Source organism: Kineococcus sp. DHX-1 (assembly GCF_042473625.1).
In the GTDB taxonomy this organism is placed as follows: Bacteria; Actinomycetota; Actinomycetes; order Actinomycetales; family Kineococcaceae; genus Kineococcus.
The window spans coordinates 1,007,899-1,021,498 of sequence record NZ_CP170445.1 but is presented as its reverse complement, the minus strand read 5'-3'; the positions used below and the strand labels follow the sequence as shown (position 1 = coordinate 1,021,498).

The window sequence follows — 13,600 nt, the reverse complement described above, 5'->3', positions numbered from 1 at the left end:
CTGGGTCACAGCCGCCAGGGGGAGGACGGACGCGTGCGGGTCGGGGTCGCGGAGACGGTCGTCCGGGAGCTGCGCGGCCGCGTCCCCGAGGAGCGGGTCGTCCACGCCCCCGAGGCCCTCGACGTGGCCTGCCGCGTGCTCAACGCCGCCGTCGGCACCCGCCCCGCCGTCCTCGTCCGCTGCCGGAACACCGCGGACGTGCAGCTCGCCGTCCGGGCCGCCCGTGACGCCGGGCTGCCGCTGTCCGTGCTCGGCCGCGGTCACGACTGGGCCGGACGTTCCCTGGTCGCCGACGGGCTCGTCCTGGACGTGCGGGACCTGCGCTCGGTCGTGGTCGACCCCGGTACCCGGACCGCACGGGTGGGCGGCGGGGTCAGCAGTCTCGACGTCGCAGCGGCGAGCGCAGGCCACGGGCTCGCACCGGTCACGGGCTGGCGCGGGGACGCCGGTCTCGTGGGCCTCAGCCTGGGCGGCGGGTACGGGCCGCTGACGGGACGGGCGGGGCTGGCCGCGGACAACCTGCTCGGCGCGCTCGTCGTGCTCGCCGACGGCACGTGCGTGGACACCGACGGGGACCCGGACCTGCTCTGGGCGTTGCGCGGCGGGGGCGGCAACTTCGGCGTCGTCGTGCAGGCCCGGTTGGCCCTGCACCCCCTGCGGGTGCTCGTCGGCGGCACGAACGTGTACCCCTGGACCCAGGCCCCCACCGTGCTCGCGGGGCTGGCGGACCTCCTGGCGTCCGCGCCGGACGAGCTGACCGTGCGCTCCGGGATGCGGCGGGACCGCACGGGGCGGCCCGTCGTCGTCGTCCAGCCCGTCTGGTCCGGCGACCCCGCGACCTGGATGGACCGGCCCGGCCCCGTGCCGGAGCTGGCCGCCCTCGGCACCCCCTCCGGCAGCGACGTCGCACCCGTGACGCTCGTGTCGCTGCTCGGCGACGAGGACCGCGCCCTCCCGACCGCTGGAGCACGCCGGCACGAACTGGTACGCACCCGCACGCTGGCCCGGCTCGACGCGGCCGCAGCGCAGGCCCTGCTGGAGGCCGGCGCGACCGTGACCTCCCCCCACTCGCGGGTGTGGCTGCACCACTTCCACGGCGCCGCCGACCGCGTCGACCCCGCCTCCTCCGCCCTGCCGCTGCGGCACCCGCACCTGGTCGCCGAGGTCGTCGCCGGCTGGGAGGAGGCCGGTCGCGGGGCGCTGCACCGGGCCTGGGCGGACCGCGCGAGTTCCCGGCTGTCCTGGACCGCGCTGGGGGGCGGGAACGTCAACCTCCTCGGGCCGGGCCAGGACGACCTCGTCGCCGGCGCCTACGGGGCGAACACCGTGCGCCTGCTGGAGCTGAAGACCCGCTACGACCCCGAGGACGTCTTCCGCGCCACCCCGCTGCCCGTCGGGGCCGTCGGGTCCGTCGGGTCCGTCGGGTCCGTCGGGTCCATCGGGTCCATCGGGGAGGCGGTCGAACCTGTGTGTCGTCTGGAGGTCGGCCAGGAACAGGGTTAGCCTCGGGCCACGCTGACGAGGAGGTCACGATGGCTGAACCCGACGTCCCCCGCGGGACCGCGCCCGACCCGTACGAAGAGGTGCGGAGCTCACCGGAGTTCCAGGCGCTGCGCCGCCGGTTCCGCCGGTTCGTGCTCCCCCTGGCCGCGCTGTTCCTCGTCTGGTACGCGGTCTACGTGCTGCTGGCCGACTACGCGCACGGGTTCATGAGCACGCGGCTGGGCGACTCGAACATCACCGTCGGGCTCCTGTTCGGCCTCGGGCAGTTCGTGTCCACGTTCGTCATCACGACGGTGTACGTCCGCTGGGCCAACCGCCGGTTCGACCCCGCCGCGGAGGCCCTGCGCGAGCGGGTCGAGAACGCGTCCCTGCAGAGCACCCACGACCGGGAGGCCCGTCCGTGACCGACATCGGCGAACCCCTCGTCAACATCGCCATCTTCGCGGCCTTCGTCGTCATCACCCTCGCGGTGGTGCTGCGCGCAAGCCGGAACAACAAGACAGCGGCGGACTTCTACGCCGGCGGCAGGTCCTTCACCGGACCGCAGAACGGCGTCGCCATCGCCGGGGACTACCTGTCCGCGGCGAGCTTCCTCGGGATCGCCGGTGCGATCGCCGTCTACGGGTACGACGGTTTCCTCTACTCCATCGGGTTCCTCGTCGCCTGGCTGGTCGCGCTGCTGCTCGTGGCCGAGCTGCTGCGGAACACCGGCCGGTTCACGATGGCCGACGTCCTGAGCTTCCGACTCAAGGAACGTCCGGTCCGCCTGGCGGCGGCCATCTCGACGCTCGCGGTGTCGTTCTTCTACCTGCTGGCGCAGATGGCCGGGGCGGGCGGGCTGGTCGCGCTGCTGCTCGGGATCGACTCCAGCGCAGGGCAGAACGTCGTCATCGCCGTCGTCGGCGCGTTGATGATCCTCTACGTCCTCATCGGTGGGATGAAGGGCACGACGTGGGTGCAGATCATCAAGGCCTGCCTGCTCGTGGCCGGGGCAGGCGCGATGACGGTGTGGGTGCTGGCGCGCTACGGGTTCAACCTCTCCGACCTGCTCGGCGCGGCCGTCGCCGCGCCCGGTTCCGCCGGTGAGGCCCTGCTCGGGCCGGGGGCGCAGTACGGCGCGACCGGGACCTCGCAGCTGAACTTCCTGTCCCTGTCCCTCGCGCTCGTCCTCGGCACGGCCGGTCTGCCGCACGTCCTCATGCGGTTCTACACCGTGCCCACGTCGAAGGAGGCCCGCCGCAGCGTCGTGTGGGCCATCTGGATCATCGGGTTCTTCTACCTGTTCACCCTCGTCCTCGGGTACGGCGCCGGCGCCCTCGTCGGCAAGGAGGCGATCCTCGCCGCCCCGGGCAAGGTGAACTCCGCGGCGCCGCTGCTGGCCTACGAACTCGGCGGGACGATCCTGCTCGGCGTCATCGCCGCCGTCGCGTTCGCGACGATCCTCGCCGTCGTCGCGGGCCTGGCGATCACCGCCAGCGCCTCCTTCGCGCACGACGTCTACGCCTCGGTCATCAAGCGGGGGAAGGTCGAACCCGGCGCCGAGGTGCGCGTCGCGCGGATCACCGTCGTCGTCATCGGCGCCGTCGCGATCGTCGGCGGGATCTTCGCCAACGGCCAGAACGTGGCGTTCCTCGTGGCGCTCGCCTTCGCCGTGGCCGCCAGCGCGAACCTGCCGACGATCCTCTACTCGCTGTTCTGGCCGCGGTTCACCACCCGCGGGGCGCTGTGGAGCATGTACGGCGGGCTGATCTCCTGCCTCGTCCTCATCGCCTCCTCCCCCGTCGTGTCCGGGAAGGTCGACCCGGCCACGGGGGCCTCGCTGTCCATGATCCGCAACACCTCGGTCGACTTCTCCTGGTTCCCGCTGGAGAACCCGGGCCTCGTGACGATCCCGCTGGCGTTCTTCCTCGGGTGGCTGGGGTCGGTCACCGGCAGGGAGCGCGGGAATGAGCGGCGGGCGGCCGAGATGGAGGTGCGCAGCCTCACCGGGGCGGGGGCGGAGAAGGCGGTCGAGCACTGACCGTCGTCACCTGCGCCGATCGAGTGACGAGGATCACGCTCCAAGATCCTCACATTCGCACCAGGCATCTAGATGAAGCGACACCATCTAGATGTGAGCTCGACTTGGCGATCCGGAACCGTCACGACCCCTGACCTCTCCGTGACGGAGGACCGCACGCAGAGGGTGGGGACTCGCCTCGACATCCAGGGGCTGAGGGCGGTAGCCGTCGCTCTGGTCGTCCTGTACCACGCTGGTGTGCCGGGACTCAGCGGAGGCTACGTCGGGGTCGACGTCTTCTTCGTCATCTCTGGATTCCTCATCATCGGACACCTCGTCACGGAGCTTCGGAACACGGGTCGCATCGACCTGGGGAGGTTCTGGGCGAAGCGCATCCGCCGCCTCGCCCCGGCCTCTGCCCTGGTCCTCCTCGTCACCCTCGCGTTGGCCCTACTCCTGCTCCCACCGCTGGCACTCCCCAACATCGTCCGGGACGCCCTGGCGACGGCGCTCTACGTCCCGAATGTGCGCTTCGCGGTGACGGGTACGGACTACCTGGCGAGCAGTGACCCGTCCCCGTTCCTCCACTACTGGTCACTGGGAGTCGAGGAGCAGTTCTACGTCCTGTTCCCGCTGCTGCTCTGGTTGTGCGCCAAGACACTGCGACGACCGGTTCCCGTCGTCCTGACAGTCCTCCTGGTCGGCTCAGTCGCGTCGCTGCTGTTCAGCGTGTGGCTGACGGCGCACGCGCAGCCGTGGGCGTTCTTCAACCTCCCCACGCGAGCATGGGAATTCGCGGCGGGCGGTCTGACGGCGGTCGTCGCCGTCCATCTGAGCCGCAAGACGAGTCCTCGGTGGCTGACGGAAGCGGCGTCGGCGGCGGGGCTCGGCCTGATCGGGGCCAGTGTCGTCCGCTACACCGACGGGACTCCCTTTCCCGGCTGGCACGCCCTCGTCCCCGTCGTCGGGACCGCCCTGGTGCTGGGTTGCGGCAGCCTGCGCCACGGCATCACCCAACGGGCGCTCGCGATCGAGCCCCTGACCCGCACCGGTGACGTGTCGTACTCCCTGTACCTGTGGCACTGGCCGCTCCTGGTGATCCCGGCACAGAGCCTGGCCACGACACTTGAGCCCTGGACACGCGCGGGGCTGGTCGCGGCTGCAGTCGCCCTCGCCGTCTTGACCTACCGCTGCGTGGAGAACCCCGCGCGCCGGCAGCGGGCCCTGGCGACGACTCGACGGAGCTACGGCCTGCTCGCGGCGGCGACCTGCCTCACCGTCCTGGCCGCGACCGGAGTCGGCGCCAGCGTCCACCTGGATTCCGGCCGGTCCGCCGCCACGACGCCGGGTGGACCAGTCGACGCCACGTCCACCGCGGACTTCGTGCCTCGCAACGCGCTGCCGTCCCTGGAGTCGAGCCCGGACGATGTCGGCCGCGCATCGTCGCAGTGCCTCGGCGCGTTCACCGACACCGCGACCCCACGATGCGTCGGCGGGGATGCAAGGGCTTCCCGGAGCATCGTCCTCTTCGGGGACTCGCACGCCGCGACCTGGTTCGAACCCCTCGATGCCATGGCCCGACGGACGCACTACAAACTGGTGACGTTCCTCAAGAGCTCGTGTCCGGCCGCATCCCTCACGGCTTACCAGGTCCGGCTGAACCGACCGTTCTCGGAGTGCGACACGTGGCGCTCGTCCGCCCTGCAGGAGATCCAGGCCCTGTCCCCCGAAGCCGTTGTGATCGCGGGCTACCGCAACCAGCAGGTGGTCGGAGAGGACTCAGACGCCGCATGGGCCGCCGCAGTGGCTACCACGACGCGGGCACTGGTCGGCACATCGGCGGTCTACTGGCTCGAGGACAACCCGGAGTTCCCCCAGAACGTTCCCAACTGCCTGTCGGCCCACCTCACCGACGCCCTGGCCTGTGGAAGCCCCCGCACTACTGCGCTGTCGGAGTCGCGAGACGCCGCCCAAGCATCAGCGGTCCGGGCCTCGGGAGGTTCGTTCGTGGCGACGGCCGACTGGTTCTGCCTTCCCACCACGTGTCCGACCGTATCGGGACGCTTCATCATGTACCGCGACGCGCACCACATGACGACGTCCTACGCAGCCTCTCTCGCGGACGTCCTCGGCCGGACGATCGATGTCGCGTGATCGGAGCTGCTCACCCACGATTCTTGCGCTTCAGCCCTAGGGCCGACTTCCGGTGGCGACCCGGCGCCTGAGTACGCCGGGGCCGCCGGTTGGGGTAGGGCGACCGCCCAGCCTCCCTCCCGACCCCCTTCCACAACCCTCCGCTTGTGGCGGCTGAGGAAGCATGACACCGACAGCGAAGCTCGCCGACCTCACGCAGACAGGTTCACTACGACGCTGAAACGTCTCAGGGCAACGTGGGAATCGTCACGCATTGTAAGCGTGACTACGTAGCGTGTTTGAGGGAGGGTTTCGTTCGCCCGAACGGGTGAACGAAGCGCCTGGGCGCTAAAGATCCGTTCGCCGGTCACCCGATGGGCTCAGTACTCACTGACCACATCGGAACCTGCGAGGACTCTCATGCTGCGCCGTCGACTCTCCGCTGCTCTCCTGCCCGCTGTCGTCTCCGCCCTCACCCTGGGGCTCTCCACACCGGCCATCGCGGCAGACAGCGCGAGCGTTACATCCGCCACGACGAGCAGCGCGACGAACCGGCTGATGCCGGTGGGTGGCCCCTTCAGCGCCGGCACGGCGTGGCGCCTGGACGTCCGCAAAGCCCCCCTGAACGGCAACTCCTCCGCGATGGTCAAGAACGTCGCGGCCATGACCGCCAAGCAGTACGGCGGCCTGGCCGCGTTCAACGTGCGGCAGTACAACACCAGCTTCTACACGGTCCCGAGCACCCAGAAGCGCGTGAACGTCAAGTGGACCAACTGCCAGGGCATGTCCTTCACGCCCACCGACCTCCTGCGTTCGGGCGGTTACTTCAACCGGGTGCCGATCCCCGCCGACGCCGTCCCCGCCGGTGGCAGCGACGGGCAGCTGTCCGTCTACTCCCCCAGCAGTGACCAGCTCTGGGAGTTCTGGAAGGCCAAGAAGGACGGGTCGACGTGGTCGGCCTGCTGGGGTGGCCGCATCGACAAGGTGTCCACGAGCCAGGGCCGGTTCCCGGGGACCTACGGCGCCAGCGCGAGCGGTCTCGCGGTCTCCGGCGGAACCATCGGCATCAAGGAGGTGCAGGCCGGGGCCATCGATCATGCCGTCGCCCTGTCCCTGCCTCGCATGGGCAAGGGACACAGCTACCCCGCCTCGCGCGGCGACGGCTGGACCACCGGCGCGGACAGCATCCCCACGGGGACCCGCCTGCGCCTGCCCGCGTCGGTCGACGTGGACGCTCTGGGGCTGAACCCGGTCGCCACCATGGTCGCCAAGGCGGCCCAGACGTACGGCTTCATCGTCACCGACACCGGTGGGTGCACCTCCGTGGTCGCCGAGAGCCCTGCCGCGAGCATCGCGGCGACCGGGGTCGACCCGTGGAAGGCGCTGCTCCGCGGCACGCCGACCTACGCCGTCATGGAGGGGTTCCCCTGGAGCAAGCTGCAGGCGCTGCCCAAGGACTACGGCAAGCCCTGACGCGCGACGGAGGCCGCCTCACCCCCGGCGGCGGCTGACGACCTCGTCGTAGAGGGACCTCGCGGGCACCCCGGCCCGCGAGGCGGTGACCCGCACCGCGTCCTTGAGCCGGTACCCGGAGGTGACGAGCTCCAGCGCCTCGACCGCGAGGTCCCCGACGTCCCGAGCCGGGGGCTCCGTCGCACCGGACACGACGAGGCAGACCTCCCCCCGCACCTCCGTCGACTGGGCCCAAGCGGCCAGGTCACCGAGGGGCGCGCGGACGACCTCTTCGTAGGTCTTCGTCAGCTCGCGGCACACCGCGGCCGGACGGTCCGCACCGAACGCCTCGGCCATCGCCTCCAGGGTCGCCGCCGTGCGGTGCGGGGACTCGAAGAAGAGGAGCGTGCGCTGGTCGGCGGCGAGCGCGGTGAAGACCCGGGCGCGCTCGCCCGGCTTGCGGGGGGCGAAGCCCTCGAAGGCGAACCGGTCGCTCGGCAGGCCCGAGACCGCGAGCGCCGCGAGCACGGCCGAGGGCCCGGGAACCACCGTCACCGGCAGACCGGCCTCGACGCACCCCCGCACGATCCGGTAGCCGGGGTCCGACACGGACGGCATGCCGGCGTCCGTGACGAGCGCGACGGTCGCTCCGTCGCGGACGGCCGCGACGAGGTCCGGCGTCCGCTCGGCCTCGTTGTGCTCGTGGAAGCTGACGATGCGGCCCTGAACGGTCACCTCCAGGGAGGCGGCGAGCCGGTGCAGCCGGCGGGTGTCCTCGGCGGCGACGACGTCGGCCGTCTCCAGGAGGTCCACCAGCCGCCGGCTGGCGTCCCCGACGTTGCCGATGGGCGTTCCCGCGAGCACCAGCCGTCCTGTTCCCGGTCGGTCGCTGCGCTCGTCCACGTGGGCCATCGTGCCGCACCTCGCTGTCGCCGCCCGCGCACCTACGATGACCGGGTGATCGCCACCCCGCTGCCCGTGGACCGTCCGCAGCCGGTCCGGGACGTCGCGTGAGCGCGGTCACCACCGACCGGGCGTCCCGGCACCAGGTCGCCGACCTGCGGGAACGACTGACCGGCGGGCCGTCCGAGATCGACGGCGAGTCGTGGAAGCGGGCCTGGCTGCCCCTCCTGGCGGTCACGGCCGTCGCGGGGTTCCTGCGCTTCTTCCAGCTCGGCCGGCCGCACCAGTTGGTCTTCGACGAGACCTACTACGTCAAGCAGGCGTACTCCCTCCTGCGGTACGGCGTGGAACTGCGCAACGACGGCAGCATCGCCAAGCCGGACGAGCTCTTCACGGCCGGGACGCCGGACGTCTTCGGCACCGCGGGCGACTTCGTCGTCCACCCGCCGGTCGGCAAGTGGATGATCGCCGCGGGCGAATGGCTCTTCGGGATCGACTCCTCGTTCGGCTGGCGCTTCTCCGCCGCACTCATCGGCACGCTGTCGATCCTCCTGATCGGGCGGGTCGCGCGCCGTCTGTTCCGCTCGACCCTGCTCGGCGTCACGGCCGCCGTCCTGCTGACCTTCGAGGGGGAGCACTTCGTCGAGAGCCGGACGAGCCTGCTCGACATCTTCCTCATGTGGTGGGTGCTGGTCGCCTTCGCGCTCCTGCTGATCGACCGCGACCACGCGCGCGAACGACTGGCGCGAGCGGTCACCGAGCACGGCGCCGACGGCCTCGGCCCCCGCATCGGCTTCCGCGGGTACCGGCTCGCAGCCGGCGTGAGCCTGGGTCTGGCGTGCGGGGTGAAGTGGTCCGGCATCTACGTCCTGGCCGTCTTCGGGCTGCTGACCGTCCTGTGGGACGCGGGCGCCCGGCGGGCCGTCGGCGTGCGGCCGTGGTTCGCGGCCGCGGTGTGGCGCGACGGCGTCGGCGCCTTCCTCGTCCTCGTCCCGGTGGCGATCGCCGTGTACCTGGCGAGCTGGGTCGGCTGGTTCCGCAGCGACCAGGGCTGGGACCGCGACTGGGGTGCCACGCACCCCGCCCGCGGCATCGGCTCTGTCGTCCCCGACGCGCTGCGCAGCCTGTGGCACTACCACCAGCAGGCGTACACGTTCCACGTCGGCCTCGACAGCCCGCACCCCTACTCGGCGAACCCGTGGTCCTGGCTCGTGCAGGGACGACCGACGTCCTTCTTCTACGAGAGCAAGGCGAACGGGGTCGAGGGCTGCACCGTCGACAACTGCTCCAAAGCCATCACGAGCCTGGGGACCCCCGTGCTGTGGTGGGTCGGGCTCATCGCCCTCGCCGTCCTGCTGTTCCGGTGGGCCTTCGCCCGCGACTGGCGGGCGGGGGCGATCCTCGCCGGGTACGCGGGCGCGTACCTGCCGTGGTTCCAGTACCAGCACCGGACGATCTTCACCTTCTACGCCGTCGTCTTCGTCCCGTTCGTCGTGCTCGCGGTGGTCTACCTGCTGGGACTGGTCCTGGGGCCCGATCCGAGCACGGCGGTGCTGCGGAAGGGGGTCAGCGTCGAGTCGGCGCTGCTGCGACGTCGGGTGGGCGCGGCCGTCGCGGGGACCGTCGTCGTGCTGTGCGTGGCGTGCTTCGCGTTCTTCTGGCCGATCTACACGGCCCAGGTCATCCCGTACGAGAGCTGGGCACGACGGATGTGGCTGCCGAGCTGGATCTGACGGGCTGACTGCGGCGCCCTGCGCTCACGGTTACCCGTTGTTCACATCTGCCACGTCCTCGTGACGCGCCGTGTCGGCCATGATGGCACCGTGCAACCGACGAACCCAGTCGCCGTCTTCCTCAACGTGGGACCGGGGACCCCGCTGTCCCGGCTCGACGACACGCTCGACAGCGTGCAGCACTGGCTGGGTCCGGACCTGGAACTCCTGCTGGTCGTCGACGACTCCGGCGAGACCGCCATCGAGCAGGCTCTCGCCCGACGGGGCACGGGACTCACCCGGGTCAGCACTGGCCGTGCCGGTTCCGGCCTGAACGGTGGCCTCTTCGATGTCACCTGCCTCGCCCTGCGCACCGTGCTGGAACGCAGCACCGCCCCCGTGGTGCTGCAGCTCGACACCGACGCCCTCGTCATCGGTCCCGGCGCGCACACGGCTGCATCCGCCCACTTCGCCGCGCACCCGCAGGTGGGCCTGCTCGGGTCCTACCGCTGGACCTGCACGGGGCAGCCGCGCGACTTCTCCCCCGCCAGCCGGGCCATCGCCCGGGACCTGCGACCGTGGAACGCCAAGCGGCACCCCGCGCTCAGCTTCGTGATGGCCCGGACGCTGCGGGCCGCCCGCAAGCACGGGTACGAGGACGGTGAGCACATCCTGGGGGCCGCGTACTTCATGTCACGGTCTTGCTTGCAATCCCTCGCCCGAGACGGCTGGTTGACCCGCAAGGCCCTGCGGCACAGTGCGATGGCCGACGACCAGTTGCTCAGCCTCGTCGTTCGCGCCGCGGGCTGGCGGATCGACGACTTCGCCCGCGACGGGCAGCCCCTGGCGGTCGTCTGGAAGGGGCTGCCGTGGCCCGTGGAGGAGATCCTCGAGCGAGGCAAGACGATCATCCACTCGACCAAGGACCACGACGGGTTGCGCGAGGTCGACGTCCGACGTTTCTTCGCGCAGCACCGGGAACACGTCTCGACGTGAGCTGGACGCGGACCGTCGGTCCCGCCGGGACGGGTGGCCCTGTCCGGGCGGGCCACGGTCAGGACGGGTTACCGCCTGCGTGACAGCACTTCGTCGTAAACGTCGGCGACCCGCCGCAGCTGAGCGTCCTGGTCGAACGAGGAGACGACGTGCTCACGTGCCCGTCGGCCCATGTCCGCCGCGCCGTCGAGGTCGTCCAAGACCGTGCGCAGTACGGCTCGGAGCCCGTCGACGTCCCCCTCCGGAGCGAGGCGACCGGTCACGCCGTCGACGACGGCTTCCGACAGTCCGCCGTGCGCGTAACCGACCAGCGGTCGCCCACTGGCCCCAGCTTCCAGCGCCGTGACGCCGAGCCCCTCGCTGTCCCCGTTCGGGGCGCGACGCGACGGCATCACGACCGCCGTCGCGCGCGCGAGGGCGCTGCGTATCTCCTCGGTGGTCGCGACCCCGCGGAAGGTCACGGGAAGGCGCAGGGCCGCCGCCCGGGCCTCCAGTTCCCCTCGGAGCGGGCCGTCACCCAAGACGGTGAGGTGCGGCGGGTCCTCGAGTCCGGCCAGCGCCTCGAGCGCGTCCCCAACGCCCTTCTTCTCCACCAAGCGGCCGACGAAGACGAGTTCAGGACGCTCGGGGAAGGGCGAGACCTCGAACGCGTCCACGTCGACGCCGCAGCCGATGACGTGCACACGGGCCGGGTCCGCGCCCCGGGCGACGAGGATGTCCTTGAGGAACCGGCTGACCGTGATGATCCCCGCGGTGCGCACGAGCTGGTCCCACCGTCGCAGGAGCAGCGCGCCGTCCTCCGAGCTGCGCAGGTGCTCGGGCTCGGTGGTGACGTCGTACCCGTGGAACGTGACCACGAGGGGTTTGCGGGCGCGACGTGCCGGTTCCAGGGCCAGCGCGCCGTCGGGGCCGAAGTGGGCGTGGACCAGGTCGGCGCGCGACCTGCGGAAGGTGTCCGCCAACGCCTCCGCGTGAGCCCGCGGGCCGTGCCCGGTCCGCCGCCACACCGCGGCCCGGACCCGGGGCAACGGCGAGGCCGCCCGGGCGACCACCGGGTCGTGACCGGGAACGGGGAGAGGGTCCTCGCTCAGACGGCTCGTGACCGCGATCGTGCGGTAGCGCGGCATCCGCACGAGGTGGTCGCGGACGAACGTCTCCGAGCGCGGCAGGAACGTCTGCCGGTAGACCGCGGCGACCGGGCCTTGCGCGTCCGTCGTCATCGCGCCACCTGCACGCCTGCGCGCCGCCGCCCGGGGCGCAGCGTCGCCAACTCCCGCAGCACGTCGCGGCGGAACACGAACATGAGCGCACCGTAGACGAGGACCCCGAGCAAGATCTGCCCGCACAGCACCAGCGGCTCGGTCCGCGGGACTCCGAGCAGGACCGGCGCCCCGTAGACCGCACCCCCCATGACCAGGGCGATGACGACCGTCGGCAGGATGTCGAGGATCACCCGGCTCCCACGGAGACCGATGAGCCCGCAGGCGACCCGCAAGGCGATGGGCTGGTAGGCCCACGCCGTCGTGAGGATGCCGATCGTGACCCCCAGCAGGCCCCAGTGCAGCCCGATGACGATGGCCGCCACCCCGATCGCCGTGCTGATGCCCCCCATGAGGAACATGAGCTTCGTCCGGCCCTGGGACTGGTAGAGCCAACCCTCGGTGCTGCTGAGGCACTGCGGCAGACCGGCTAGGCACAGCACCTGCAGCAGCGGGATGGTCGCCCCCCACTGGTCGCCCCACAACAAGGGCACCAGCCCGTCGGCGACCGCCGACATCCCGACGAGGACGGGCATCGTGACCGCGGTCATGACCGTCACTGTGCGCCGGTACGCCCGTTGGAGGCGCGCGCGGTCGTCGCCCATGCTGGCGAGCGCCGGGAACATCACGCGACCCACGACCTGGCTGATCTGCTGCAACGGAAGCAGCATGAGGTTGTAGGCACGGTTGTAGTACCCGAGGGGCGCCGCGCCGAGGATGCGGCCGATGAGGAGGTTGTCGCTGTTCCTGCCCGCGTAGTTCACCAGGCTGAAACCCAGCATCCCGCCGGAGAAAGACCACAACCGCCGCACGGACGCCCTGCGGATGAACCCCCGGGGGCGCCACGGGGACGCGATCCACATCAGGGTGGTCAGGACGATCGACTGCAGCGCAGGACCCGCGACGAGAGCGAGGGGCCCCCACCCCGCCAGGGCCCCCACGACCGTCGTGCTGTTGCCGACGACGGCGGCGGCGGTCTCGATCACCGCCAGTCGCTTGAACTTCAGGCGCCTGGTCAGCAGGGCGGAGTGGACGGTTCCCAGGGCGAACGCGAAGCTGAGCCCCGCCAGCGGCGTGATGTAGCGCAGACGGTCGTCGCTGTAGAACTCGGCAACCAGCGGACCGACGGCCGCGAGGATCCCGACGAAGACGATCCCGCCCAGGGCGTTGAGCCAGAAGGCCGTGTCCATGTCGCTGCGCCTCAAGACGCGGGCATGCACGAGCGCCGCGTTGAGCCCCATGTCGAAGAAGAGGACCGCGAAGCCGGTCACGACGTAGACGCTCGCCAGGAGGCCGAAGTCGGCCGGGAGGAGGAGGCGGGCGAGCGCGAGGCCGGCGAGGAACTGCAGCGCCTGGCTCGAGGTGCGCCCGATGGCGGACCAGGCCGCTCCCCCGACCACCTTCCCGGTGAGGGAGGACTCCGCGCTGTCGCGCACGGACTCGTAGACGTCGGCATCGGGGACGGGTGCGCCTTCGACCACGAGAGCACTGTCCTGCTGAGCGGTCGGATCGACCTCGGCCGTTCTGCGGCGTCTCACCTGTGTGCACCTTCCCTCGCCGGCTGGTCGTGGGCGCGGAGCCCCTGAGCCACCTCCGCACGGCGATCACTGGCGAACGGCGGGTGAAGTCACGTTCCGGTCTCG

At 71.4% G+C, this 13,600-nt stretch carries 10 protein-coding genes; 7 read left to right on the top strand and 3 right to left on the bottom strand.

Translation table 11 applies throughout. The annotated features are described in order from the left end of the window. The first annotated feature begins 33 nt into the window (after positions 1-33). From ACFEMC_RS04990 to ACFEMC_RS04970, 5 genes are all read left to right on the top strand, one after another. Positions 34-1,503 carry an FAD-binding oxidoreductase gene (locus tag ACFEMC_RS04990; RefSeq protein ID WP_380174182.1) on the top strand — a complete coding sequence of 490 codons (1,470 nt, stop codon included), beginning with the start codon at positions 34-36 and terminating at the stop codon, positions 1,501-1,503. 29 nt (positions 1,504-1,532) lie between these two features. Next, on the top strand, positions 1,533-1,907 hold the full coding sequence (locus ACFEMC_RS04985; protein ID WP_380174180.1) for a DUF485 domain-containing protein: 375 nt from the start codon (positions 1,533-1,535) through the stop codon (positions 1,905-1,907). After that, the gene (locus ACFEMC_RS04980) at positions 1,904-3,523 is read left to right on the top strand and encodes a cation acetate symporter (RefSeq protein ID WP_380174179.1); all 1,620 of its coding nucleotides are present in this window, start codon (positions 1,904-1,906) and stop codon (positions 3,521-3,523) included. The genes ACFEMC_RS04985 and ACFEMC_RS04980 overlap by 4 nt, the downstream gene beginning before the upstream one ends. 93 nt (positions 3,524-3,616) lie before the next feature. After that, positions 3,617-5,656 (top strand): acyltransferase family protein, encoded by a 2,040-nt coding sequence (locus ACFEMC_RS04975; protein ID WP_380174177.1) that lies wholly within the window; start codon positions 3,617-3,619, stop codon positions 5,654-5,656. 399 nt (positions 5,657-6,055) lie between these two features. Continuing rightward, complete coding sequence (locus tag ACFEMC_RS04970; protein WP_380174176.1) at positions 6,056-7,108, top strand: hypothetical protein; 1,053 nt, start codon at positions 6,056-6,058, stop codon at positions 7,106-7,108. An 18-nt stretch (positions 7,109-7,126) separates the two neighbouring features. Here ACFEMC_RS04970 and rsmI read toward each other — a convergent pair whose 3' ends face one another. Beyond that, a complete protein-coding gene (rsmI, locus tag ACFEMC_RS04965; protein WP_380174174.1) occupies positions 7,127-7,999 on the bottom strand; it encodes a 16S rRNA (cytidine(1402)-2'-O)-methyltransferase in 873 nt (290 codons plus the stop codon). Between the two features lie 98 nt (positions 8,000-8,097). Between rsmI and ACFEMC_RS04960 the strand changes: the two genes are divergently transcribed. Together ACFEMC_RS04960 and ACFEMC_RS04955 are read left to right on the top strand one after the other, a co-directional pair. Further along, positions 8,098-9,723: a dolichyl-phosphate-mannose--protein mannosyltransferase gene (locus ACFEMC_RS04960; RefSeq protein ID WP_380174172.1), complete on the top strand. Its 1,626-nt coding sequence runs from the start codon at positions 8,098-8,100 to the stop codon at positions 9,721-9,723. Positions 9,724-9,813: 90 nt separating this feature from the next. Beyond that, positions 9,814-10,698 (top strand): glycosyltransferase family A protein, encoded by an 885-nt coding sequence (locus ACFEMC_RS04955; RefSeq protein ID WP_380174170.1) that lies wholly within the window; start codon positions 9,814-9,816, stop codon positions 10,696-10,698. A gap of 68 nt (positions 10,699-10,766) precedes the next feature. Here the strand turns inward: ACFEMC_RS04955 and ACFEMC_RS04950 are convergent, their stop codons facing one another. Together ACFEMC_RS04950 and ACFEMC_RS04945 are read right to left on the bottom strand one after the other, a co-directional pair. Then, on the bottom strand, positions 10,767-11,918 hold the full coding sequence (locus tag ACFEMC_RS04950) for a glycosyltransferase (RefSeq protein ID WP_380174168.1): 1,152 nt from the start codon (positions 11,916-11,918) through the stop codon (positions 10,767-10,769). Continuing rightward, entirely contained in the window at positions 11,915-13,495 is a 1,581-nt protein-coding gene (locus ACFEMC_RS04945) for an MOP flippase family protein (protein ID WP_380174166.1), read from the bottom strand. The genes ACFEMC_RS04950 and ACFEMC_RS04945 overlap by 4 nt, the downstream gene beginning before the upstream one ends. Positions 13,496-13,600: the final 105 nt, after the last annotated feature.